General features: G+C 60.1%; 35 protein-coding genes. 21 read left to right on the forward strand and 14 right to left on the reverse strand.

Going from position 1 to position 23,395, the window contains the following annotated elements; all coding sequences use genetic code 11:
* The 13 genes from dnaN to AC2GXZ_RS16135 all read right to left on the reverse strand — a co-directional run bounded on the left by dnaN (position 1) and on the right by AC2GXZ_RS16135 (position 7,032).
* Positions 1-1,053 (reverse strand): DNA polymerase III subunit beta, encoded by a 1,053-nt coding sequence (gene dnaN, locus AC2GXZ_RS16075; RefSeq protein WP_483760156.1) that lies wholly within the window; start codon positions 1,051-1,053, stop codon positions 1-3.
* Positions 1,054-1,111: 58 nt separating this feature from the next.
* Positions 1,112-1,516 (reverse strand): hypothetical protein, encoded by a 405-nt coding sequence (locus tag AC2GXZ_RS16080; RefSeq protein WP_483760157.1) that lies wholly within the window; start codon positions 1,514-1,516, stop codon positions 1,112-1,114.
* Positions 1,517-1,573: 57 nt separating this feature from the next.
* Positions 1,574-2,143, reverse strand: a complete 570-nt coding sequence (locus AC2GXZ_RS16085) for a DUF669 domain-containing protein (protein ID WP_483760158.1) — start codon at positions 2,141-2,143, stop codon at positions 1,574-1,576.
* A 244-nt stretch (positions 2,144-2,387) separates the two neighbouring features.
* Positions 2,388-3,161: an ATP-binding protein gene (locus AC2GXZ_RS16090; protein ID WP_483760159.1), complete on the reverse strand. Its 774-nt coding sequence runs from the start codon at positions 3,159-3,161 to the stop codon at positions 2,388-2,390.
* Positions 3,162-3,220: 59 nt separating this feature from the next.
* A complete protein-coding gene (locus AC2GXZ_RS16095) occupies positions 3,221-4,075 on the reverse strand; it encodes an SPFH domain-containing protein (protein WP_483760160.1) in 855 nt (284 codons plus the stop codon).
* A gap of 115 nt (positions 4,076-4,190) precedes the next feature.
* Entirely contained in the window at positions 4,191-4,373 is a 183-nt protein-coding gene (locus AC2GXZ_RS16100) for a hypothetical protein (RefSeq protein ID WP_483760161.1), read from the reverse strand.
* Positions 4,373-4,576, reverse strand: a complete 204-nt coding sequence (locus tag AC2GXZ_RS16105; protein WP_483760162.1) for a hypothetical protein — start codon at positions 4,574-4,576, stop codon at positions 4,373-4,375. The genes AC2GXZ_RS16100 and AC2GXZ_RS16105 overlap by 1 nt, the downstream gene beginning before the upstream one ends.
* Positions 4,573-4,713: a hypothetical protein gene (locus AC2GXZ_RS16110; protein WP_483760163.1), complete on the reverse strand. Its 141-nt coding sequence runs from the start codon at positions 4,711-4,713 to the stop codon at positions 4,573-4,575. Before AC2GXZ_RS16110 ends, AC2GXZ_RS16105 begins: the two co-directional genes overlap by 4 nt.
* Positions 4,710-5,018, reverse strand: a complete 309-nt coding sequence (locus AC2GXZ_RS16115; protein WP_483760164.1) for a hypothetical protein — start codon at positions 5,016-5,018, stop codon at positions 4,710-4,712. Before AC2GXZ_RS16115 ends, AC2GXZ_RS16110 begins: the two co-directional genes overlap by 4 nt.
* Positions 5,015-5,218 (reverse strand): hypothetical protein, encoded by a 204-nt coding sequence (locus AC2GXZ_RS16120; protein WP_483760165.1) that lies wholly within the window; start codon positions 5,216-5,218, stop codon positions 5,015-5,017. The genes AC2GXZ_RS16115 and AC2GXZ_RS16120 overlap by 4 nt, the downstream gene beginning before the upstream one ends.
* 61 nt (positions 5,219-5,279) lie before the next feature.
* On the reverse strand, positions 5,280-6,458 hold the full coding sequence (locus AC2GXZ_RS16125; protein WP_483760166.1) for a hypothetical protein: 1,179 nt from the start codon (positions 6,456-6,458) through the stop codon (positions 5,280-5,282).
* A complete protein-coding gene (locus AC2GXZ_RS16130) occupies positions 6,455-6,739 on the reverse strand; it encodes a hypothetical protein (RefSeq protein ID WP_483760167.1) in 285 nt (94 codons plus the stop codon). The genes AC2GXZ_RS16125 and AC2GXZ_RS16130 overlap by 4 nt, the downstream gene beginning before the upstream one ends.
* Positions 6,736-7,032 (reverse strand): hypothetical protein, encoded by a 297-nt coding sequence (locus AC2GXZ_RS16135; protein ID WP_483760168.1) that lies wholly within the window; start codon positions 7,030-7,032, stop codon positions 6,736-6,738. Before AC2GXZ_RS16135 ends, AC2GXZ_RS16130 begins: the two co-directional genes overlap by 4 nt.
* A 683-nt stretch (positions 7,033-7,715) precedes the next feature.
* Here AC2GXZ_RS16135 and AC2GXZ_RS16140 point away from each other — a divergent pair.
* The 13 genes from AC2GXZ_RS16140 (at position 7,716) to AC2GXZ_RS16200 (ending at position 15,923) form a co-directional block, all read left to right on the forward strand.
* The gene (locus AC2GXZ_RS16140; protein WP_483760169.1) at positions 7,716-8,495 is read left to right on the forward strand and encodes a S24 family peptidase; all 780 of its coding nucleotides are present in this window, start codon (positions 7,716-7,718) and stop codon (positions 8,493-8,495) included.
* Positions 8,496-8,590: 95 nt separating this feature from the next.
* A complete protein-coding gene (locus AC2GXZ_RS16145; RefSeq protein ID WP_483760170.1) occupies positions 8,591-8,920 on the forward strand; it encodes a hypothetical protein in 330 nt (109 codons plus the stop codon).
* Positions 8,921-9,060: 140 nt separating this feature from the next.
* Positions 9,061-9,318 (forward strand): hypothetical protein, encoded by a 258-nt coding sequence (locus tag AC2GXZ_RS16150; RefSeq protein WP_483760171.1) that lies wholly within the window; start codon positions 9,061-9,063, stop codon positions 9,316-9,318.
* A 203-nt stretch (positions 9,319-9,521) separates the two neighbouring features.
* On the forward strand, positions 9,522-9,905 hold the full coding sequence (locus tag AC2GXZ_RS16155) for a hypothetical protein (RefSeq protein WP_483760172.1): 384 nt from the start codon (positions 9,522-9,524) through the stop codon (positions 9,903-9,905).
* Positions 9,902-10,105, forward strand: coding sequence for a hypothetical protein (locus AC2GXZ_RS16160; protein WP_483760173.1), 204 nt, complete (start codon positions 9,902-9,904; stop codon positions 10,103-10,105). The genes AC2GXZ_RS16155 and AC2GXZ_RS16160 overlap by 4 nt, the downstream gene beginning before the upstream one ends.
* A complete protein-coding gene (locus tag AC2GXZ_RS16165) occupies positions 10,102-10,344 on the forward strand; it encodes a helix-turn-helix transcriptional regulator (protein WP_483760174.1) in 243 nt (80 codons plus the stop codon). The genes AC2GXZ_RS16160 and AC2GXZ_RS16165 overlap by 4 nt, the downstream gene beginning before the upstream one ends.
* On the forward strand, positions 10,334-11,407 hold the full coding sequence (locus AC2GXZ_RS16170) for a tyrosine-type recombinase/integrase (protein WP_483760175.1): 1,074 nt from the start codon (positions 10,334-10,336) through the stop codon (positions 11,405-11,407). Before AC2GXZ_RS16165 ends, AC2GXZ_RS16170 begins: the two co-directional genes overlap by 11 nt.
* Positions 11,404-11,664, forward strand: a complete 261-nt coding sequence (locus AC2GXZ_RS16175; RefSeq protein WP_483760176.1) for a hypothetical protein — start codon at positions 11,404-11,406, stop codon at positions 11,662-11,664. The genes AC2GXZ_RS16170 and AC2GXZ_RS16175 overlap by 4 nt, the downstream gene beginning before the upstream one ends.
* A gap of 426 nt (positions 11,665-12,090) precedes the next feature.
* Entirely contained in the window at positions 12,091-12,216 is a 126-nt protein-coding gene (locus AC2GXZ_RS16180) for a hypothetical protein (RefSeq protein ID WP_483760177.1), read from the forward strand.
* Between the two features lie 82 nt (positions 12,217-12,298).
* Complete coding sequence (locus AC2GXZ_RS16185; protein ID WP_483760178.1) at positions 12,299-12,475, forward strand: hypothetical protein; 177 nt, start codon at positions 12,299-12,301, stop codon at positions 12,473-12,475.
* A gap of 233 nt (positions 12,476-12,708) precedes the next feature.
* Positions 12,709-14,001, forward strand: a complete 1,293-nt coding sequence (locus AC2GXZ_RS16190) for an efflux RND transporter periplasmic adaptor subunit (RefSeq protein WP_483760179.1) — start codon at positions 12,709-12,711, stop codon at positions 13,999-14,001.
* Positions 14,002-14,011: 10 nt separating this feature from the next.
* Positions 14,012-14,728 (forward strand): ABC transporter ATP-binding protein, encoded by a 717-nt coding sequence (locus tag AC2GXZ_RS16195; RefSeq protein WP_483760180.1) that lies wholly within the window; start codon positions 14,012-14,014, stop codon positions 14,726-14,728.
* On the forward strand, positions 14,718-15,923 hold the full coding sequence (locus AC2GXZ_RS16200; RefSeq protein ID WP_483760181.1) for an ABC transporter permease: 1,206 nt from the start codon (positions 14,718-14,720) through the stop codon (positions 15,921-15,923). Before AC2GXZ_RS16195 ends, AC2GXZ_RS16200 begins: the two co-directional genes overlap by 11 nt.
* 63 nt (positions 15,924-15,986) lie before the next feature.
* Here the strand turns inward: AC2GXZ_RS16200 and AC2GXZ_RS16205 are convergent, their stop codons facing one another.
* Positions 15,987-16,241 carry a DUF6074 family protein gene (locus AC2GXZ_RS16205; protein WP_483760182.1) on the reverse strand — a complete coding sequence of 85 codons (255 nt, stop codon included), beginning with the start codon at positions 16,239-16,241 and terminating at the stop codon, positions 15,987-15,989.
* Between the two features lie 260 nt (positions 16,242-16,501).
* On the opposite strand from AC2GXZ_RS16205, the gene AC2GXZ_RS16210 reads away from it, so the two are divergent.
* From AC2GXZ_RS16210 to AC2GXZ_RS16245, 8 genes are all read left to right on the forward strand, one after another.
* Positions 16,502-16,663, forward strand: a complete 162-nt coding sequence (locus tag AC2GXZ_RS16210) for a hypothetical protein (RefSeq protein WP_483760183.1) — start codon at positions 16,502-16,504, stop codon at positions 16,661-16,663.
* 29 nt (positions 16,664-16,692) lie between these two features.
* A complete protein-coding gene (locus tag AC2GXZ_RS16215; RefSeq protein ID WP_483760184.1) occupies positions 16,693-16,905 on the forward strand; it encodes a hypothetical protein in 213 nt (70 codons plus the stop codon).
* A 65-nt stretch (positions 16,906-16,970) separates the two neighbouring features.
* Positions 16,971-17,318: a DMT family protein gene (locus AC2GXZ_RS16220; RefSeq protein ID WP_483760185.1), complete on the forward strand. Its 348-nt coding sequence runs from the start codon at positions 16,971-16,973 to the stop codon at positions 17,316-17,318.
* Positions 17,319-17,863: 545 nt separating this feature from the next.
* Positions 17,864-19,753 carry a peptidylprolyl isomerase gene (locus tag AC2GXZ_RS16225; protein WP_483760186.1) on the forward strand — a complete coding sequence of 630 codons (1,890 nt, stop codon included), beginning with the start codon at positions 17,864-17,866 and terminating at the stop codon, positions 19,751-19,753.
* A gap of 52 nt (positions 19,754-19,805) precedes the next feature.
* A complete protein-coding gene (trpD, locus tag AC2GXZ_RS16230) occupies positions 19,806-20,822 on the forward strand; it encodes an anthranilate phosphoribosyltransferase (RefSeq protein ID WP_483760187.1) in 1,017 nt (338 codons plus the stop codon).
* 4 nt (positions 20,823-20,826) lie between these two features.
* Complete coding sequence (gene trpC, locus AC2GXZ_RS16235; RefSeq protein WP_483760188.1) at positions 20,827-21,657, forward strand: indole-3-glycerol phosphate synthase TrpC; 831 nt, start codon at positions 20,827-20,829, stop codon at positions 21,655-21,657.
* Complete coding sequence (gene moaC / locus AC2GXZ_RS16240; RefSeq protein WP_483760189.1) at positions 21,657-22,148, forward strand: cyclic pyranopterin monophosphate synthase MoaC; 492 nt, start codon at positions 21,657-21,659, stop codon at positions 22,146-22,148. The genes trpC and moaC overlap by 1 nt, the downstream gene beginning before the upstream one ends.
* Positions 22,149-22,159: 11 nt before the next feature.
* Positions 22,160-23,380 (forward strand): molybdopterin molybdotransferase MoeA, encoded by a 1,221-nt coding sequence (locus tag AC2GXZ_RS16245; protein ID WP_483760190.1) that lies wholly within the window; start codon positions 22,160-22,162, stop codon positions 23,378-23,380.
* Positions 23,381-23,395 lie beyond the last annotated feature (15 nt).

The raw sequence follows: 23,395 nt of genomic DNA on the forward strand, positions 1-23,395 counted from the left end.
CTAAACCCGGACCGGCATCAAGACGCCGTCCCATCCATCGAGGCCACCGGTGATCATTGTCGGCGACCCTGCACCAGCGAGTTTCAATACAACATCACCAGCCGGCAGAACCGTGAACATGTCGCGGACGTAGGCGGCGTTGAACCCGATATCGAAAGGCTCGCCAGTATAGTCGGCTGCGACCTCGTCTTGTGCCTCACCTAAGTCAGATCGAACGGTCAAAGAGATGCCGCCAGGCGCGATTGAGAACTTCACCGCCCGGCCTTTTTCGGTCGATACCGACGCGACGCGGTCGGCTGCCTTCATTATCTCGTCTCGGTTGACAGTCACTACCCTGTCATCACCCGTCGGAATGACGCGCTTATAATCAGGGAACGTGCCGTCGATCAGCTTGGAAACAACCGTGAGGCCGGCGTTCTCTATCCGGATCTTTGTTTCAGAAACGGATACGTGCACGGTTCCTTTCGGCAGCAGGGCGACGGTTTTGCGTGGCACGATGATGCCGGCGAAATATTGGAGTTCCACTCCACGATTGCGAGCAAGACGATGGCCGTCGGTGGAGACTGCTGTGGCGAAGCCGTCATCAACGTGGAAAAAAACGCCATTGAGGTAATATCTGGTTTCCTCGGTCGAGATCGCGAATGAAACCGGAGCAAAAAGGCCGTCAAGGTCGATATCGAATTCGGCCGCGTACGTGCCGCCAGCGAGATCCGGATAGTCGGCGGCAGGCAGGGTCTCAAGCTTGAACTTGCTGCGACCGGATTTCACCTCAAGGCGGCCGTCCTTGAGTTCAAGCGAAATATCGCTGGTTGCCTTGCGCACGATATCGCCGAGCAGCTTGGCGCTGACGGTGATGCTGCCAGGCTTGGCAACGTCAGCGGTGGCTGTGGCCGTCGCCTGGATGTCGAGATCAGTGCCGGTGACGTTCAGCTGTCCTGGGATAGCGGACAGCAGGATATTGGATAGGATCGGGATGGTGTTTCTGTTTTCTACGACTTTGCCCACGGCGCCAACGACGCGCGCGAGTTCGGTGCGAGCTATGGAAAGCTGCATGATTGGTCTCCTCTTGTGGTGAATGCTGCACGGTGGTGAGGCGTGCAGCGGCTGGTGGTTAGGCGGTTTCCGAGACGGGAGTGATGGTCTCGCCGTTGCGCATGGTGCCGAAGCTCCACGTCCGGCCTGGGTGATCGGAAAGCCACGTCTCGACAGCCTTTTCGATGGCATTGCCGAGGGTCTGATGCGGCTTGGAGTAAGCGGCCCATGGATCGTCGGGGCCGTCCTCGCCGAAGCAGTCCTCATTGTTCTCGCAAAGTTCTTCCATAATGCGTTCGGCGATTGCCTCGCCATCGATGCTGGAAGTCATCACTGACTTGTCGGCTTCGACAATATGGAATTCCTCGCCGTCAAAATCGGTCGTGCCAACCTGGATTGCCTCGTCGCGGCTGTCGTATGGCCCTTGGTAGTAGTCGGCGTCTTCCGAACCAGCTGCCCACCATTTAAAATTCTTGTCGCCCATGCCTGTCTCCTCTTGTGGTGGAAAGGCGAGCCGCTGGTAAGGCGGCCCGCCCGACAGTTACTTGTTGCCCCAAGGACGGCGAGCGGCCGGCTTACCGTCGGCCTGCGAGGCCTGACGGTTGTCATTCGCTGCCGGACGGCGATTGTCATTCGCGGCGGCCGGGGCGGCCTTGGGCTGTACGGCATCGATCTCCGGCTCCGGCACGTTGCCCTCATCCGGAAAGTAATAGCGCTTGATTTCAGCCCGGGCCGGGTACTGTCCGTCCTTCGAAGGCTTGCCCATACCGATCTTCGCGGTGAAAGTCCGGAAGAGCAGCTCGTCGCTGTCGTCGACGGCGTCGATCCCCATAGCCCGGCAAAGGCTGGCGAACTGCTTCTGGCCGATTTCCTGAGCCTGAGAGTTCTGATTTTCGAGATTGTAGTTGTTGCCGAAGAGCTTCCGGCCAGCGAGTTCCGCCGGAGCAATCACGCGCGGGACGGTCTTGAGGATGGTGCCATTACCATTGGCGGTCTTAGCGACTTCGGCAGTCTCCAGTTCGAACTGGTAGATGCCGAGCGGCAGATCGGAAAAATCCGACTGCGTCGTATCGTGATCTTGGGCGTTGAATCTTTTGCCGAGTGCGGCCATGCTTAGTCTCCTGTGGTGATTGTGGTTGGTGCGCGGTACGTGAAGTCGATAGGCACGAACTTGAGGATCACGCCCTCCATGACGCCGGTTGCTTCTCTATCGACGTATTCAAGCCAACGGCAGTCATCCCTACCGACCCTGACAGGGAACCATGCGAACCACCGGTGCCACTTGCACCAGCGGTCTCGCGCCGCCTGTCTGTCAATTTTGTATTGTTCCTCGGCGCTCGGCCCGCAGTTGAACCTCACGCCGCAACCCCGACCGGTACAGGGAAGTATTTCGAAAGCTCAGTGAAACCCTGCCCTTTTTTATAAGGCACCGTGTCTGGCATGGAGTAGCGGTTCTTCGCGACGAACCCAGCGCCCTCGACGAGGTGGATCTGGCGTTCCTTACCGCCCTCCGCATGTGCGACTTTCACCTGGCGCGCCACTTCCTTCTCCTTGATGGAAACGCGATAATTGGCGAACGCGACGATGTCGGACTTCTCGCGAACAAGTGCATTGGCGCGTTTGTGAAGCTTGATCGTGTAGCGGCTGTAGGGATCAGTCACAGGACTGTCGAAGCGGATTATTTCCGGGTGAGCGAGCATGACAACGCAAATCCCGCGCTGCGCCAGCGCCGAGACGGCCGCCATGAACTCGTTCCATTCGGTATCTGCCTCGACATAGCCCTTGCCGAAGCCGGCCTCTTCAATGGTGCCGACACCGATGCGCTGGCATGTGGCCCGCCAGACGAGCGGCTCAAGCCCGTCAAGGCTATCGATGATCACAGTCTTTCGGTCATGATCTTCGGTCAACAGTTCGCCGAAGATGTCGAGCAGTTCGTCGAAGCTCTCGATCGTTCCGGGCGTCGCAAGTTCGACGTCGGACGGAGGTCGCTCGCCTTCGGTGGCCAGATAGATCGCATCCGGAAATTCAGCTGCAAGGCTGGTCTTCCCGATCCCGTCGACGCCGTAAAGCAGGATGACGGGCGGGTCCGATCTCTTGGTAGACTTCAGGCTTCCAAGCGAAATAGCCATGTATTCTCCTCTTGTGGTGGGTGGTGGTTGCGGCTGGTGGTGAGCCAGCCGCAGTGGGGTTACTTGATGCCGATGAAGGGCAGCGCCGAGCCTGGCACCATCGTGCCGGGGAGATCACCCTTCCACTTTTCGACGGCGGTGAGCTGCACCAGTCCCGGGTTGTCGCGCAGTGCATCACCGCGTGCCTTGATGGCAGCCGCTTCGGCGTCGCCGCGGATCCGAGTTGCCTTGGCTTCAGCTTCGGCAACTGCGAGATTGCTGTCTGCCTGAGCTTTCGCATTGGTGACGGTAATCTCGGCAGTCACCTTGGCAGCCTCTGCCTGCTGTCGGATGCGCTGTACCTCAACTTCCGCCTTCATGCGGGCTTCGATAGCGGCGGTGTATTCGCGACTGAACGAAATGTCCTCGAGCTGGACGCCTTCGATCGTGACCGGTCCTTGGACGACAGCCTGCAGCGCGGTACGCACTTCGTTGTTCAGCGCTTCGCGCTTGCTGATGGAGGTGCTTGCCGTGTATCGGCCGAAAACGTTCTTCAACTGCTGCATGAGACGCGGCTTGATGAGCCGGTCGGCAAGTGCGGCGGCTGAGCCATATTGCGAATATACCTCGCGAGCCTGAGTGCCGACGATCGAATAGTTGACCGACACGACCATCTGCGCCGCCTGCTGGTCCTGGCTGTATGCTTCCAGCCCTTTGTCCACCCGCATTATTTCAGTGCGGACAGTTATTTTCTCGACGTCGTCAATGATCGGCAGTTTGAAGCCGAGGCCCGGCGCAGCAACTCCGGTCACGGCGCCGTTGCGGGTCAGCACGCCGACCTCGCCCTCGTCGATCGTGTACCAGCTGCCGAAAACGACGCTGATGCCGGCAAGGAAGATGAAAAAGCCAACAACGGCTCCGAAAATGCGTCCCATTACTTAGGTCTCCTCTTGGTGGTGGTTTTGGTGGGTTTTGGGGCGACGTAGGTGACGACGCCCAATGCGGTGAAGGCTCCGAGCACGCAGCCTCCGACCATGGCCAGCAAGGCGATCAAAGCAGCGCCCCGACAGCGACGCCCAAGATCAGCGCGCCGAAGAAATAGGCGTAGCCCCAGAGCCGCGAGGGCCGCTCAGGCGTGTCTGGTGTGCTGTCAATTATGGGCGCGTCGATCGGCGTATAGTCGAGCGGAGATCCGGTGGTGGCGTAGGCGCCCCATAGAGATTTGGTGGTCATCAGAACACTCCGAGCCAAAGGCCAATTCCGTGGATCACGCCGACTGGTGCGACGATGCAGCCGAAGGCGAGCAGGATCCACGCGCCCGCTTTGATGCAGGCGACTACGTGGGTGATCCACGCTGCGATGGTGAAGGCAAAAGCCATGAGACCGGCTAGAACAGTGAGGAGGCCGGCGACTACTCCTGCGTCGGGCGATCTCATTCGAGATCCATCGCGCCGAGTTTGTTGAAGCAAGCGAGCGCCGTGAGATACGCAGCCAGATCGTACTGACGCGCAAAAGCGGCAAAGAGAGCCAGGATCAAGCAGATAGAAGCGACGATTAGGCAGGTCAACTTCATGCTGCCGCCCTCACATCTGCAGCCAAGGCACGCCGACGAGCCGCGCTGTTCATGTAGATGAAAGGCCGATCCTCGCTGACCTTCGCATTTGCCGCCTCACGCGCAACCTGCTTGCGCTGGCCGCGTGTCAGTCCCTGCGCGTTTTTCTTCGGCTCGCGCGCCGGCGTGCGCCAACCTCTGCCGCCGGCGAGCCTCTCCATCAGCGTCTTTCGACGTAGGAAGTGCTCAAGGCTAGTCGACGGCATGCCGAGCTTGGTGTCGTTCTCGTGCTCGCGGTTGGCGATATCGTTGAATACTTTGCTCATGCCGCCACCTGCTGCTTTGCCTGGCGGTGATAGCTGACCGGCGCCGACGACACGTAAGTGCCGTTGACCTTCGCGGCAATACGGCGTGCCTCTGCCTTTTGCGCCGCCGTCCGGAACGGCTTGCGGTTGGTCATGTCGAGCTTGCCGGTGCGGGTGAAGCTCGTGGCGTACGGGTTCGCTTTGGTACGATGTCTGGACATAGGTCTCCTCTCGCCGTGCGCTGGTGAGGCGCACGGCTGTTGCTGTGGTGATGGTTGGTGGTTAGGCGGCCTTTTCTACGAAGACTTCGACCGCCTTCTTTGCCGACAGGAGATCAAGGCTGGCGAATTCGCGCAGAGCTTTGATCGCCGAGATCTTCTCGCCCTTGACGGCGAGACGCTGCCATTCGTGGTCGTAGATCTTCTCTTCGCTGACTGTCTGCGTCAGGACGTAGACGCCGAACTTCTGGCCGTTGTGGATCGACGCCAGGCGAGACGCTTCCTTGCTGGCCGCACCTTCATCGGCGTGAACGTGGGGAAAAGTCGCTGGCTTTGGCTGTCCGTTCTCGATCAGGCAAACGATGGCGGATTTGTCGGGTTCGACGATCAGTTCGAGGTCGTCCACGCTATACTGATTGCGATCCAAGCCCGATGCCATCGGCGTATCGTAGCGGATCTCGATGGTGAGGTCTCCACCTCGGTAATTGTCGTTGATGACCATGCCAGTCTTGCCGAGCTGGCTTTCTCCGTGGCGACTTGTCGTGACATTCACCCGATCGCCCACCTTGAACTTCGGCTTGGCCGACTCGACGTTGTCGTTGCTGGCCTTGGCGAGCGGTGCAACAGGCTCGTCGACCCATTCGGCGACGAGGTCTTCACCAGCAGCCTTGTTGTGGCCGACGCCGTCGAGCGTCCAGTAACGACCATCACCGACTACTTCGCAGAGTTCATCTCGCAGGGCATGCCAAGTTTTGAGCGGCCCGACCTTCCGGCCGTCGCGCGTCTTGTAGAACTTGCCGGCCTCGATTGCGAGGGAGGTGACGAGTTCGAAATATGATGCCGGCGCATGTGTTTTGCTTCCGTCGCGACGCTTGAAGTTTACAACGTCGGGGAAGGTGCTGCCGGGTGCCACGGCTTCGAAAACTTCGCCGATATCACGAATGCCAGAAATCGGGCATTTAATGAGCCGGATCTTGTCGCCAACCTTGAATCCGCCGCCAGCGGAGACTGTTGGAATGGGATCAGCAAGCTTGAGCGTCGCCGGCGGCATGTAGAAGAATGCCGGACCAGCCTTGTTGCTAAGGCCAATGTTCGTGTCGTACACGCCTACAACGATGAGAGCACCGTCGATGATGTCTCCCTGAGTGCGGAGGAAATGCTTGTTCCAGTGCTGCTCGATGTCCACGTTGGACGCCGCATTGTGCGTTACTCTATCGCCTACATTAAACTTACCCATAATCACGCCCTCCCCGCGGGCTTCGCGCCGCGCAAATCTTGTTTCTTAGTGAAATCGACGTGGACGATGTTCTCCTTAAGTGGCTCTTCTGCCTTGGCCGGTGGCGTGGTCTCGTTTGCAATCGTCCGCAGTTCCCATTCGTGGAATGAGATCGTTTCCAATGTCGGACTGGTCCGAATGACTACCAAGCTGCCCATGAAGCCGATGACAATTCCGATGACATTGGTGTTCATCTTGTGCTCGACGACGTCGCCGACATCGAGAGCTCCGCATTCATCGCAGCTCATGCCGCCACCGCCATCTCGGCAAGGCCGTCAATCGTCGGAATTCGCACCAGCGTGACCGGCATCTTGCCGGAAGTCGTCGAGCAGCCGCCATTGCGGGCCGACATGCGGGTGACGCGATGGGGGTGGTTGTCGTTGGCCGGCGCCTGACGTGGCGGCTTGCGGCCATTCAGAGAGTAGAAAACCGTTGGAAGTCCGACAGCAAATCTGTCTGCCAGTTGTCTGTAGCTTGCGCCTTCGCGCTTGAGCTCACCCATCAACGCGATGGTGTGCTCGTCGATTACCTTGTTTCTCATGATACTCCTCTGTGGTGCCGGCAAAGCCGGTGCCCTGGTGGTGACAGGGTGATGTGAAACTGCTGTTCACATTGAGCGTGCGCAAGAGCGCTTCATACGAAAGATTGACAAGAAGCCGAGGAAGGCTTAACTCTCTCGCGTGGCCATGCGTTAAAACATGGTCTCCTCTTGAACTGAAGGAGCCCTGTGGTGGGGTTATGATCTCAGTTCTGAAACGGGGCGGGCTTACGGGTGGTGCCGGGTCATAACGCCCCGTTTTCGTTTTTGGCGAAGCGATGCTTCTACAAAGAGAAAAGCCGCCCTCATGGCGGCTTGTTGTACTTAAGGGCTCTTCTACGCCCTCCATGCTGTTCGATAATTCTTCTTCTGCCGCACAATTCATTCATCAAATCAGCCTCCATTTAATTTGGCCTTGTCTTTGGGTCTCTATCCCGTTGGGAGCGGGTCGCCCTGCTGGCTCTTGGTTGGCGGCCCTCGCTCATGCGCTGACCAAATTCTCTCAGTATCGTGGAGCTTTGCTCTTCTTATTGGGTGGGTGTCGTCGTGTTTCGCCATGTTGTGTCTCCTAGAAGGCCCCCGCCATCTGGTGACAATCACAAACTACAAACTAAACATTGTTACGTCAATCGGTTTGTTTGCGGAAAACAAAGATTTTTGTTAAACCGCGTCAAAAAGGAGCAATCATGAGCGAAGAAGACAAAAAAACGCGCGCGCTCAGCCCTCGTGACGAATTGCTGAACGCCGCGCTCGACCAACATTACGGCGGGAATCAAAGCGAGCTTGCTCGCGAACTAGATACGAGCCAGCAGAATATTCATAATTTTTTCAACGGCGCTGCACTCAGGCCGGCGTACCTCGCGAAAGCGTTGGGCGCCCTCGGTCTGACGGAATTCGACTACGATATGTCAATCAAGCAGTCGCGGGAAATTGGCTTCTATCCAACTGCATTTGAGGCCGCGCGACTCGCCGATCGCTCACATGGTCCGAATATCCGCAAGCGAACCCGCCCTCCCGGCGCCATCGCGATGGATCCACAGCCCGTTACGCTGCGCACAGCCACGTCTCGCATGCTTCCCGTCCTTGGTGAAGCGGTCGGCGGAGTTGACGGAAAGTATGTCTTCAACGGAAGCATTCTCGATTACGTCGCCTGCCCACCGTCCCTCGATAATGTCCAAAACGCCTATTGCGTCTACGTCGATGGCGAATCGATGTCGCCCCGATATAGGCCTGGTGAGGTTGTCTACGTCCACCCGAACAAGCCACCTCGGCGCGGTGATGACGTTATCGTTCAGGTTCACCCGCTCGACGATGACGGATCTCCTCCTTACGGCTACATCAAGGAGTTTGTTGGGTGGCAGGGAAACAAGCTGGTGCTTCAGCAGTACAACCCGAATCAAAAGGTGGAATTCAACAAGGATGAGGTTGTGAGCGTCCACCCAATCATCCTTTCTGGAAAATACTGACCGCAACAAACAAACTTGTTGACCTTGTTATTTTCTTATCTTAAGTTCTCCTCACTCGCCCTACCAAGGTGAGCTTCACCACAGAGGAGACCACTATGAGACCTGCACTCGACATCGATTTCGACCACGACTACGTGCCGCAGAACGCCGCAAGTTCTGCGGAACCCCTCAACAAGCCCGATCACAAGTCCAAGCGTCACCCGCGCCCGCGCCGCAATGAAAAGGTCGGCGGCGGGCATTTTGTTTTTCGCCGCGGTGGACGCACTGGCCGCATCAAGACCGGCCACATCAAGCACGGCGCCCTTCCCTTCGAACATCCGGACATCGACTCGGCTCGTACCGAGGCTGAACGCCTGCATAAGCTTCACGGCGGACGCTATGATGTGGTTTCCGTGTCGGCGATCGTCGACGGCGAAGCAGCCTGATCCCATGCGCTACTTCATTCAAGACTTTGCAGCGGCTCTGGCCGCCGGTAGCTGCGTGGCCGCAATCACGCTTTGGGGCAGCCACATGACGCTGCTCGTCAACTAACCCACCAGCACCACACCACAGAGGAGACCACACCATGCGCCAACAGGACGCCAGAAGACTTGCGGCCGAATTCCACGCGGACTTCGTGCCGACCCGCCAGACTGACAATCTCGAGATCATCGCCAACCTCAACGCCGACACCAACACGCCGAAGGTTCTCGGAGCTGTCGCCGGCTGGCACGAGCGTCGCCGCAACAGTCGCCACATGGCCATCGCCGCCGCGTTGCGTGAGGTCAGCGGCACCAAGCCGCGCCCGGCAAAAGACAACCGACAGCAGCGCCGCGCTGCGTAGGGTGGCCTTGTTGATCATCGCAGCGGCCCTCGCGGGCTGCTGCACTTCCACACTGCAGCGCGGCTGCGATCCTATGCCCAAGTGGCGAGGATATGCCCTGGAGTTGAACCAATGAACAATTGGCATGTCATTCTGATTTTCTGGACAGTCGTTGCGCCGATCGCCGCCGTCTCCATCGGCACGATTATCGATAGGATGGGCCGATGATCAATCAACAAATGATCGATGAAGGCGCGCGAGCCCTGGCAGATCGTGTCGGCAAAGGCACGCCAGATGCTTTCCGTGGCGCTTCGGAGGCCGTCCTTCGTGCTGCGCTTGCTGGCCGGTCGGCCCCCGCGCCCGTTTCGCGAACGATTGCGGTGAACTTAGGTGAAAACGAGCGCGAACTCCATGAGGTAGAAAAGCACGACAACAAATGCCACGAAACCGAGCACAGTCGGAATGTAAGACATGAGCACCCCTCAAACTTTGCTTTAGAGAAAGATAATACAACAAAAGATCGTGGCTTGATCGATGGAACGAGCGATGTAGTTAAGCCACCGTTTACGAACCCTTCGCACCTGCCGAGGGAGCGGGGTACTCCATGACCAAGCGCATCACCATCAAGACCGTCAACGGATGGCGAGCGCTCGTCGGCAAGATGCCGGTCAAGGATATCGCGGAGCAGTACGGCGTCGATACGGCCACGGTCTATTACCACACGAACAGGCGATATGCGACCAGTCGGCGCGAGACGTGGAAGCGCAGCCAGGCGAAGAGAAGATCAGAACGGAGGGCAGCGGCGTGAAAGCGGACAATGACAACGCGCCTCGCCTCATGGGGCGAAAGGAAGCCTCCGCCTATCTGGGTATCGCCGAATCCACATTCTCGATGTGGGTGGCAAACTTCAAAATGCCCCAGCCTGTCGCCGGCACAAGAAGATGGGACCGAAAGGCAATCGATGCCCGCCTTGACGAATTGAGCGGCTTGGCGGCCAATAGCAACGAAGATCCATACGAGAAGTGGATGAGGGAAAATGCGAGCTAAGCTCAAGGGGCTGATGAAGGTCAAAAAGACCCTCGCGACCGGAAAGACCATTTATTATTGCTATGCGTGGCGCGGCGGCCCGTTGCTCAAGACGAAGACTGGCGAGCCGATGCAGCCCGGTGATCCCATGATGGTGAAGACCTTCGCGGAGGCTACAAAGGACCGCCACGCGGACCCGAGCGAGACCATGAACGCGCTTATCACGGAATATCGGGCATCGTCCGATTTTCTCACAAAGGCCGAAAAGACGCGGAAAGAGTACGACCGCTACATCGACAAGATCCGAGATAAGTTTGGCAAAACACCTTTCTTCATGCTCGACGATCCGCGCTACCGAGGCGAACTCAAGAAGTGGCGAGATTCGATGGCTGACAAGCCCCGGACGGCGGATTACGCATGGACCACTCTCGCTCGCATTCTTTCGTTTGGAAAGGACCGCGGCAAGCTGAGGATCAACATCGCCGAAAAAGGCGGACGGCTCTATGAGGCGGATCGCGCCGACAAGATCTGGACGCCGGAATTGCTGGAGCGAATTCTGGCGGTACTGAGCCAAGAGATGAAGGCCGGCGTCATCATGGCTCTGTGGACTGGACAGCGAAAGAGCGACCTGCTGAAGGCGCCCGTGACGGACTACGACGGCACGTCAATCAAGGTGAAGCAGGGCAAGACCGGAGCTCGCGTAAAGATACCTGCGGGAAAGCCGTTGAGGGAGGCGCTAGACAATCTTCTGTCGGGACGATCGGCAGAACAGAAGATTGCCGCCACCACGCTACTGGTCAGTTCGCTTGGCACGCCATGGACATCTGACGGATTTGATACTGCCTGGCAGCGCGCTCTGGTCAAGGCCGACATCAAGGATGATCTCACCTTCCATGACTTGCGAGGCACCGCCGTCACTCGACTTGCCATAGCAGAATGCTCTATTCCCCAGATCGCATCCATCACAGGCCACAGCCTGCGTGACGTCGAGGCTATCCTTGATGCCCACTACCTTGGCGGCAAGGTCGAACTGGCCGAGCAGGCAATCGCCAAATTGGAGGATTATCAGGAGAAGAAAAAGTGAGCGAGATGGTGGAGCGTGTGGCGCGGGCGATATGGTCGATGCGTGCGGAGAGTTTCCCGCATGACAGCTTTGACGACCTGCCGGAACACGAAAAGAAGATGGCTAGGATTTATGCCCGTGCCGCCATCGAAGCGATGCGCGATATGACGCCGGACATGGTCGTCGCGATGCGGGACGCCAACATGAGAATTACGGGAGGATACGGTGGCCTCGGCGGATGGGAATCAGCGATAAATGCCGCACTCAAAGACGATTGACACAACTCAAGATGCAACGTTACTGTATAGGCGACTGAGAAATCAGTCGCCTTTTTAGTTTGCAAAGAGACCGTAAGTTATTGAAATGCGGTATGCGCCATTAGAAGCGGTTTGAAACTAAGGCAATAAAAATCATTACACAAAAGACTGACTTTTAATCAGTAGGTCCAGGGTTCGAATCCCTGTGCTCTCACCATAAGTCCAAAAATTAAGTCCAAAAATTCCCCGACATCAAAGACCGGCCATGCCGCAGCAACGGGTCCGACGATATCGCGCCCCGACTACAATCCCTCACCGACCGTTGATCCGGCACGTCGCCATCTTGCAATACCTGCGCTGCAAACCGACATCATGGCTTGCGCGCTTCCCAGTCACCCCTGGAACATCTTTCTGGCTTCGGTGTTATTTCCGGCTAAGGAGTATCCCATGCGAATTATCTTCGTCGTTCTTATCTGTTCGATCCTGAGCATTCTGGCATTCAAATACAGCGACCAGTCGCTGGGCAACAACCAGCTCATGGCATCGCCATCCCAACTCTCCGCCAAAAGCTGACCGGCCCGCACTTGGCCGGCATGAGGCCGTCCGGAACATTCGGGCGGCGCCGGGGTTTTCCCGTAAGACAAGGAGAACCCGAATGAACAGCACCAGCCTGACGATTGCCCTGGCCACGCTGATCGTCGGCGTTTTGGCCGCAACATCTGCGCTCACGCCGATGCATCAGACCTTGATCGCGAAATCCGATCGCCTCGACGGCCCTCAGACCGAAACAGCTTTCCTGCCGGAACGTTTCGGCGTGTCCAGCAGGCAGTAGCGATCACATCCCACGAGCGCAATTCCCCTTTCCGGTCCCGCCCGGCAGGCTGAAATTCCCGCGTTCTGCTCAACGGCGTCCCTTCGCGGAAACAACACCTTGTCATCTTACGGTTATTTAATTTCCCCCACCCGTCGTTTCATGGCATTCAGACACTTTATGGCTTCATCCGTGCGCCACGGCACAACTGCTGCGGCACAACGGAGCCGCCAGATGCCAAGATGAGGCCAACGTTGAACGCCCCAAACGATCCCGCCAACTCCGGCAAACCGGACGCTCCGGATCTCGCCGCCATTTTCGCCAGTACCAGCCGCCGGAACAAGCGCGGCCGCGGCAAATGGCTGGTGGCCGTCATTGCCGTGCTGGCCATCGCGGCGACCGGACTTTATGTGCTCATGTCGTCGGACGGCCAGCAGTTCGACTACACGACCCAGCCGGTCGGGACCGGTGATCTGCAGGTGATCGTCACGGCGACGGGCTCGATCGAGCCCACCGACAAGGTTGACATATCAAGCGAACTGTCCGGCACGGTGCGCAAGGTCAACGTCACCTATAACAGCCCGGTCAGGGCCGGCGACGTGCTGCTCGAACTCGACACCAGCAGCCGCGAGGCCGACGTCCAGAGCGCCCGTGCGCAATTGTCTTCCGCCAAGGCAAATGTGTTGAAGGCCGAGGCGGAAGCAGCTTCGGCCAAAATCAGTTTCGATCGCCTGACCTCGCTGGTCAGCAACCGCATTTCCAGCCAGCAGGATCTCGACGCCGCCCAATATGCCTATCAATCGGCACTCGCCACCAGAGACATCAACGAGGCGGCCGTACTTTCGGCGGAAGCAGCACTCCGGCTTGCCGAGGTAAACCTCGCCAAGATGAAGGTCATTTCGCCGATCGACGGCATCGTCCTGTCGCGCGATGTCGATCCAGGCGCCACCGTCGCCTCCTCGCTCAACGCCCCGACACTCTTCACCATTGCCGGCGATCTGAAGAAGATGGAGCTGCAGGTCTCGGTCGACGAGGCCGATGTCGGCCAGGTACGCGACGGCCAGCCGGCCAACTTCTCGGTCGATGCCTATCCGGACAGAAAATTCCCGGCGGCGATCACCACCGTGCGCTTCGTCTCCGAAACGGTCTCCAATGTGGTCACCTACAAGGCTATCCTGACCGTCGACAACCAGGATCTTCTTCTGCGGCCGGGCATGACGGCCACGGCCGACATAACGGTTCAATCGGTCAAGGGCTCAACGCTCATTCCGAACGCTGCGCTGCGTTATTCGCCCGCGGTCACCGCCCGGCCACGCGGCAGCTTCCTTTCCCGCCTGTTCGGTCCGCCGCGGCCGCCCCGCAACCGCGGCAATGGCGGCGACGAGACATCGAGAACCGGAAGAGCGGTCTGGATCCTGCGCGGCGGCATCCCCGAGCGGGTCGCGGTCGAAACCGGACCGACCGACGGCCAGTTCACCGTGCTGAAATCGACAGATCTCAAGGATGGTGACGAGCTGATCACCGATGCCGTCGCCCGCAGAAGCTGACGAGGAGAGCATGATCGCCGCCCCGCTCATCGCCTTCCGTGACGTCTCCAAGGCCTATGGCCGTGGCGAGGCGACCATACGCGCCCTCGATCGCATCAATCTGTCGATCACCGCTGGCGAATTCGTCTCGATCATGGGGCCATCAGGTTCCGGCAAATCCACCGCGATGAACATCATCGGCGGCCTCGATATCCCCTCGTCGGGTGAATATGTCTTTCAGGGCATTCCGACCAGCGGCTTCAGCCGTGCGCAGCTGACGCTTCTGCGGCGCCACATGCTCGGCTTCGTGTTTCAGGGTTTCAATCTTCTCGCCCGCACCTCGGCGGTGGAAAATGTCGAACTGCCGCTCGTCTATCGCGGCATGGAACACGCCGAGCGCCGCCGCCGCGCGCTTGCGGCACTCGAACAGGTCGGCTTGCGCGGCCGCGAGGGACACACGACCCAGGAGCTTTCCGGCGGCCAGCAGCAGCGTGTCGCGATTGCAAGAGCCATCGTCACCGATCCGGCGGTCCTTCTTGCCGACGAACCGACCGGCAATCTCGACACCAGGACCAGCATCGAGATCATGGACCTGATCGCCCGGCTGAACCGCGAAAACGGCATCACCGTCATCATGGTCACCCATGAAGAGGATATTGCCGCCTATGCAAGGCGCATGCTGCGCTTCGTCGATGGCCATCTCGTCAGCGACGAGACCCATGGGAAGGAAAAGGCCGATGTGGTTTGAGACGGTCAAGCTTGCCTGGCGCGCCATAAGCCGCAATATGCTGCGTTCCTTCCTCACCGTGCTCGGCGTCGTCATCGGTGTTGCGGCGGTCATTGCCATGGTCACGGTCGGCAATGGTACGACAGCCAAGGTTCGCGACGAACTCTCGCGGCTCGGCACCAACACGCTGTTCGTCCGCCCCGGCCAATGGGGACCCGGCCGCGCCGGCACCTCTGCGAAAAATTTCACCGACGGCGATATCGTCGCCATCCGCGATCAGGTTTCCGGCCTGCGCGCCGTTGCACCGATCAACCGCTCGACCGCGACCGTGATTGCCGGCGGCGCCAATCATTCGACGAGCGCGCTCGGCACCAACAACGATTATCTGATCGCCCAGGACTGGGATCTGGCGCTGGGCCGCGATTTCATCGCCACAGAAGACCGCGGCAGCCAGGCGGCCTGCATCATCGGCGAGACGGTCCGCAGGGAACTCTTCGGCGCCGCCAATCCGGTCGGTCAGCTGATCCGCGTCAGCAATATCGCCTGCCCTGTCGTCGGCGTGCTTGCCGTGAAGGGGCAGTCCGGCATGGGCGACGATCAGGACGACACGGTGATCATGCCGCTGAAGCTGCACCAGCGACGGATCGGCGGCACGACCACCATTTCCAGCATCATCCTGTCGGCGCAGGATGGCGTATCGACCGCCAAGGTCCAGGCCGATACCGAAAGCCTGCTGCGCGAGCGGCGCAAGATCGGCATCGGCCGCGATGATGATTTTTCGGTCAACGACATGTCGCAGATCGCCGCCGCCATGACCGGCACGACGGTGCTGCTGACCGGCCTGCTCGGCGCGGTCGCCGCCGTCAGCCTGCTCGTCGGCGGCATCGGCATCATGAATATCATGCTGGTATCGGTAACCGAGCGCACCCGCGAGATCGGCATAAGGCTGGCGATCGGTGCGCTGGAAAACCAGGTCCTGACCCAGTTTCTCGTCGAGGCGGTGATGTTGTCGATCTTCGGCGGCGTCACCGGCATTATTACCGGCCTCGTCCTCGCCTTCGGTGTCGTCAGCTTGCTGCAGGTGCCGTTTGTTGCAAGCCCGACGATCATCCTGCTCGCCTTTGTCTTTTCGGCGGCAATCGGCATGATCTTCGGTTATTTCCCGGCCCGCAGGGCAGCCCAGCTCAACCCGATCGATGCCCTTCGCCACGAATGAACCGGCAAACCGTCTTCGTCAGGCAAAAGGGATGCGACCCGACGGCCGCACCGGACCTTGAAATCAATAGGCTGAAGCGTCGCGCTCGTCCTGCGCAAAGGCCGATTGCAGTTCCATCTGTACCGCATGCATGAAAAGTGCTGCCTGCCTGCGGATCTCGTTTTCCTCGACACCCTGGGCCCGGAAGGCTCCGGCAAACTGTGCCATTTCAGAACGCCAGAAGCGGTTCGCCTCTTCGCCATGAAGGCGCTCGAGCGCCTCCGCGCATCGCCTTACATCGGCGGTCCGCCGGTCGGCGGGGAACTGCAACAGTGTCATGCCATCTCCATAATACGCGGGCCGAATCGCCCCGATATGAATGCACCTTCGTCGCTAGACCTTCACAAAGGGTGAACCCGGCAATTACCTTATGGTTCCGATTCAACATCTTGCCGTCCCATTTTCGGACAATATGTTAGGATCAGGTTAGGCCTAACGGGGAGCAAAACGGATCCCGCAACACCCGCTGGCCAGCCCGGCACAAGCCGAAGCATGCATCGATGTCCCACACGTCATGAGGACAAACGAAAGGGACATGAATGTCTAAGGAACTTGATCACGCCATCCAGCCGTCGGACCAGTCGATCGCACTCTTCCTGCAGGAAAACGATATCGACGGATTGACCGACATCCTCGTCGAGGCGCTTTTCCAGGCGCTGAACATCATGGATGACGACGTGGTTCTCGAAACCATCCACTGAGCCAATTCGCGCCAAACGGTGAAACGGTTTTGCGCCCCGACGTCTTGCGGGGCATGACCATCCCGAAACCGGCGGCGCTTTGTCGCCGGGCATCGTTCACAAAGAACAGGCCGAAGCGGTATCCCGGCAAGGGCAATGTCCTGCCGCTGATCGTCCGGAAGAACGATAACTGCATTTCCGACGTCTTCCGGGGTCTGGTCTTTACGGTCGCCGCCTATATCTTGCTGCTTCTGGCAAGCTGACGCCCCTGTCGGCCGCCATTTGCTCCATCCCGCGGCCCCATCGATCCTGTTCCGGAAACGACCGAATGACCTTTTCGCTGACACCCATCCTGACCATCGGCCTGCTTATCGTCTCGAACGTCTTCATGACCTTCGCCTGGTACGGCCACCTGAAATTCGAAAACAAGCCCGTCTACATCCTCATTCTGGTAAGCTGGGGCATCGCCTTTTTCGAATATTGTGCCCAGGTGCCGGCCAACCGCATCGGCTACGGCTATTTCAACGCCGCCCAGCTGAAGACCATCCAGGAAATCATCACCCTCAGCGTCTTCGTGATCTTCTCCGTCTTTTATCTCGGCGAGAGTTTTCACTGGAAACAGGCGATCGGTTTCGGCTTCATTGCCATCGGCGCTTTCTTCATCTTCACCAAATAGCGGTTCATCACATAAACGTCAGGACCGGGTTCGGCGGGGACGTTTTCGCCCCGCCGCAAAAATAAGTCCGTTTACCGCCAGTGGCTTGGTCCAGGCCTCCTTCCCCGTCCATCCCCGCCCGCCCCGTTCGCGTGACAATTCTCCTCGTCATCGGATGGGAACCGGGTTCGCGAACCGGCCTCCTCCACGGGTTCGACGAATTCGGTCTCCGGTGATGGTCGACAAATGCGGTTCAACGGGAACTGACACGTCCCTGAAGACCAAACGAGGCGGCCGGGGCAGGCAGACCAAGATCTACCTCATACCCCCATACCACTGCCTGCCCCATTCCCACCCCAGACATGCCGGCCCCACCGGCCTGGCCAAAGCCGCTTGCGCACGGTTTCCCGTGCCATCTCGGCCGGTGGCCACCATGCCCGCAGCGCCGGTTCGACCGCTCTCTTCCTTTTCATCGCCGATGCCTTCTATTCCGCCGCAGATTGTTCTAGAGACAGTGCTTCATCCGCCGGAACCGGGCGGCAGACTGTCTCTAGGTATGTTGATCGATGCTTGATTCTCTCAGAAACGCAGCCCGCTCCTGGGTGGCGAAATCTCTGCTTCTGCTCCTCGTTGCTTCCTTCGGCATCTGGGGCATTTCCCAGTCGCTGATCACCTCGACGTCCAGCACGGTCATGACCGTCGGCAGTCAGGAAATCTCCAACGAGCAGTTCAGGCTCGCCTACCAGCGCCAGATCGCCAATCTGAGCCGCCAGTTCGGTACCCAGCTGACACCCCAGCAGGCCCGTTCCTTCGGCATCGACCGCGAAGTGCTGAACCAGCTTGCCGCAGGGGCCGCACTCGACCAGCTTTCCGACGACATGAATCTCGGCCTTTCCGAAGACCGGCTCGCCAAGCTGATCGGCGAAGACCCGGCCTTCAAGGGCGTCAACGGCCAGTTCGACCACGACCTTTTCTCCTCGCGCCTGCGCAATGCCGGCCTGCGTGAAAACGACTATATCGCCGAACGCAGCAAGGTCGCCGTCCGCAGCCAGGTCGTCGAAGCGGTATCCGACGGCTTCAAGCCGCCGCAGGTCCTGCTCGATGCCCTCAAGCAGTATCGCGACGAGGCCCGCACCGTCGATTACCTGCTTCTGTCCAACGCCAATATCGACCCGGTCAAGGCACCGGCCAATGACGTGCTCTCGGTCTGGTTCGAAAAGAACAAGGCGAAATACCGCGCCCCGGAATTCCGCAGTTTCGCCTATGTGAAACTCGAGCCCGCCGACATTGCCGACGCCTCGTCGATCACCGACGACGAGCTGCGCGCCGAATACGACAAGCGCAAGGACGGCTACAAGACGCACGAGACACGCACGATCGAACAGCTGACCTTCCCCAACAAGGAAATGGCTGCCGCTGCGGCAAACCAGCTGCGCGAAGGCAACACCACCTTCGACCAGATCATCAAGGATCAGGGCAAGACCCCGGCAGACGTGCGCCTCGGCGACTTCACCAGGGGGACCGTGCCGGATCAGGCGCTGGCCGAGGCGGCCTTCAAGGTTTCCGCCAATGGCGGCACGACGCCGGTCACCCAGGGCACGTTCGGCCCGGTCATCATGCGCGTCAGCAATATCCGCCCGGAGACCACCCGCACCTTCGACGAGGTCAAGGATGATCTCCGCCAGCAGATAGCGGTCGCCGCCGCCGCGCGCGAGATCACCAGCACCCATGACCGTTTCGAGGACCTACGCAACGGTGGAGCAACGCTCGACGAAGCCGCCAAGCAGACCAACCTCAAGCTCGTCGCCGTTACCTCGGACGCCTCCGGCCAGGATGAGCAGGAACAGCCGATCGCCGATATCCCGGCACAGAGCAACCTGCTGATGGAAGTCTTCCGTGCAGAGCCGGGACAGGACACCATTCCCGTCGACCTCGGCAATACCGGTTATGTCTGGTTCGAGGTCCGCAACATTACGCCCGAGCGTGATCGCAAGCTCGACGAGGTAAAGGACAAGGTCGTCGCCGACTGGACCGCCGAACAGCAGCACGAAGCCCTGACCGCCAAGGCCGGCGAGCTCAAGGCCCGTCTCGACAAGGGCGATACGCTCGCCACCATTGCCGGCGAACTCGGCATTGCGGTGGAAACCAAGACCGGCCTTCGCCGCAATGCAGAAGACCCGATCTTCGGGCCCGATGCGACCGGTGTCGCTTTCTCCGGCCCCGTCGATACGACCGGCACGGCGCTTGCCGCCGACCGCGAAAGCCGGATGCTGCTGAAGGTCACCGCTGTCGAACAGGCGCCGGCCGACGCACTTGCCAATGACAAGCAGCTGGAGAGCCTGGCGCAGGCCGCCGGCGACGACATGCTCGACCAGATGGTCAACAGCCTGAAGGACCGCTACGGCGTCTCCATCAATCAGTCGGCACTGGAGCAGTCGGCCTCGACGATCCAGTAACAAGCCGATCCAGTAAGAGAAGACGATCCAGTAGAAGAAACGGATCCTGCGCATGCCTGACTTGAAGCCCCTCCTTGCCAAGGTCGCCAACGGCGAAAGCCTGACGCGCGAAGAAGCGCATGACGCCTTCGGTATCCTGATGTCCGGTGAGGCGACGCCCTCGCAGATCGGCGGCTTCCTGATGGCACTCAGAGTGCGCGGTGAAACGGTGGCGGAAATGACCGGCGCCGTCTCCACCATGCGGGCAAAGATGCTGCGCGTCGAGGCACCCGCCGATGCCGTCGACATCGTCGGCACCGGCGGCGATGGTGCCGGCACCTACAATATCTCAACGCTCGCCTCGATCATCGCGGCCGGCGCCGGCGTACCCGTCGCCAAACACGGCAACCGCGCGCTCTCGTCCAAATCCGGCACGGCCGACGCTTTGTCATCGCTTGGCGTCAATCTCGAAATCGGCCCGGACCTGATCGCCCGCTGCATCCGCGAGGCCGGTATCGGCTTCATGTTCGCCTCGATGCATCATGCCGCCATGCGCCATGTCGGCCCGAGCCGAGTCGAGCTTGGCACCCGCACGATCTTCAACCTGCTTGGACCGCTGTCCAATCCGGCCGGCGCGAAACGTCAGCTTCTCGGCGTCTATTCGCCGCAATGGCTGATGCCGATTGCCGAGACGCTGCGCGAAATGGGCTCTGAAACCGTCTGGGTCGTCCATGGCGAAGGCCTCGACGAGATCACCACGACCGGCACGACGCAAGTCGTGGCGCTGGAAGACGGCAAGATCCGTTCCTTCGAACTGACACCCGCCGATTTCGACGTCGCCCCGGCAACACTTGCCGACCTCAAGGGCGGTGAGGGCGTTTATAATGCAGCGGCACTGCGTGCCGTGCTGGGAGGCGCGAAAAACGCCTATCGCGACATTTCGCTCTGCAACGCGGCGGCCGCCCTCGTCGTCGCCGGCAAGGCTGAAAACGTGAAAGACGGCATGGCACTTGCCACGGCTTCGCTTGAAGACGGCAAGGCAGCACTGGCGCTGGACCGCCTGGTCGCGGTCTCCAACGAAAAGGACTAGTCAGATGGCCGATATCCTGAAGAAGATCGAAGCCTATAAGCGCGAGGAAATCGAAGCCGCCAAGGCAAGCGTTTCCGTCGAGGACCTCAAGGCACGCGCCAGCGACCAGTCCGCCCCGCGCGGCTTCCTCAAGGCATTGCGCGCCAAAAAGCAGGCAGGCCAGTTCGGCCTGATCGCCGAGATCAAGAAGGCAAGCCCGTCCAAGGGTCTCATCCGCCCGGATTTCGATCCGCCGGCTTTGGCTGCCGCCTATGAGGCCGGCGGCGCTGCCTGCCTTTCCGTGCTGACCGACAAGCCGAGCTTCCAGGGCGCACCCGAATTTCTGGTCCAGGCCCGCGCCGCCTGCTCGCTGCCGGCCCTGCGCAAGGATTTCATGTTCGAGCCCTATCAGGTCTACGAGGCGCGTGCCTGGGGTGCCGATTGCATCCTGATCATCATGGCCTCGCTCTCGGACGACGAGGCGCTGGCGATCTACGAGACCGCGAGCGAACTCGGCATGGACAGCCTGATCGAGGTGCATGACGAGGCGGAGATGGAACGGGCCTTGAGGCTGCCCTCGCCGCTTCTCGGCGTCAACAACCGCAATCTTCGCACCTTCGAGGTCGATCTCGCCAACAGCGAACGGCTTGCCTCCATGGTGCCCGCCAGCGCCGGCGATGACGGTTACCTTCTGGTCGGCGAAAGCGGCGTCTTCACCCATGAGGATTGCCAGCGTCTGGCAAAGGTCGACATCAGCACGTTCCTCGTCGGCGAAAGCCTGATGCGCAAGGACGATGTCGCCGCAGCGACACGGCTCCTCCTGACCGGCAAGGCAGACACGCTGGCGGCCGAGTGATGGCGAAAGAACCGCAGGGCCTTACCCATATCGATCAGGCGGGCGAAGCGCATATGGTCGATGTCGGTGACAAGGCCGAGACCAGCCGTTCGGCAACAGCCGAGGGTTTTGTCCGGATGAAGTCGGAAACGCTGGCGCTGATTCGCGAAGGCAATGCCAAGAAGGGCGATGTCATCGGTACCGCACGCCTTGCCGGCATCATGGCCGCCAAGAAGACCTCCGATCTCATCCCGCTCTGCCACCCGCTGATGCTGACCAAAGTGTCGGTCGAGATCTCCGAGGACGAGACGCTGCCCGGCCTACGCGTCAGCGCCACGGCGAAACTCACCGGCAGGACCGGCGTCGAGATGGAAGCGCTGACTGCCGTCTCCGTCTGTTGCCTGACGATCTACGACATGGCCAAGGCGGCCGACAAGGGCATGGAGATCGGCGGCATCAGGCTGATCGAAAAGACCGGCGGCAAGTCCGGTCATTACCAGGCAAACGCCTGAGGAGAACCGTGATGGCGCTTCTGCCCGTATCCGACGCCAGGTCCCGGCTCCTGTCCCGCGCCCGGCCGATCGAACTTCTGCAAACGGTGCCGCTCGCAGAGGCCTGTGGCCGTGTTCTCGGCCGTGATCTCGCCGCCGCCTTGACCCAGCCGCCTTTCGACGCCTCGGCGATGGACGGTTACGCGCTGGCCGCAGCCGACGCTCCGGAGGTTGGCGCCGAACTGACGGTGATCGGTAGCGCTGCAGCCGGCCACGCCTTCGAGGGCAGACTTGAGCCCGGTCAGGCGATCCGCATCTTCACCGGCGCGCCGGTGCCGGAAGGCGCCGACACGATCCTCATCCAGGAGGATGCCGAAAAGCGCGACGACAATCGCATCCGCACGACATTTGCCGTCACCAAAGGTCGCCACATCCGCCCGCGCGGACAGGATTTCACTGAGGGCGAAACCGTCCTCAAGGCCGGCACGCTGATCGACTTTTCGCATCTGACTGTCGCAGCCGCGATGAACCACGCGACGCTTGCCGTCCTTCGCAAACCGATCGTCGCGGTCCTTGCCACCGGCGACGAGCTTTTAGCCCCGGGCACGAAGCCCGGCCCGGCGCAGATCATCGCATCGAGCACTTTCGGCATTGCCGCCCTCGTCCGCGACAATGGCGGCGAGGTCCTCGATCTCGGCATCGTGCGTGATGACCCGGCACAGATCGAGGCGGCGGTATCGACCGCGCGCCTGGCCGGTGCCGATATCCTCGTCACCCTCGGAGGCGCTTCGGTCGGCGATCACGATCTCGTCCAGTCGACGCTCAAATCCGTCGGCATGGAACTCGATTTCTGGCGGATCGCCATGCGCCCGGGCAAGCCGCTGATGGTCGGTTCGCTGGGCGACATGCATGTGCTCGGCCTGCCCGGAAACCCGGTCGCCAGCATGGTGACAGGCATGCTGTTTCTCGAACCGCTCATTCGTCGCCTCGCGGGCCTGCCGGAGCGCCGGCGCGAGGTGCAGGGCATCACCGCAAGCACGCTTGCCGCCAACGATCATCGTCAGGATTACCTGCGCTCGAAAATCACCCGCGATGCCGACGGCAATCTCGTCGCCGATGCCAATCCGAAACAGGATTCGTCGATGATGAAGATTTTTGCCCATGCCGATGGCCTGATCGTGCGCGCCCCGCACGCTCCGCAACTGGCCGAAGGCGCGCCCTGCTCCATCCTGCTGATCCGCCCTTTCGACTGACCGAAATCGGCCAAA

It is taken from the genome of Aliirhizobium sp. YIM B11859 (genome assembly GCF_057163345.1).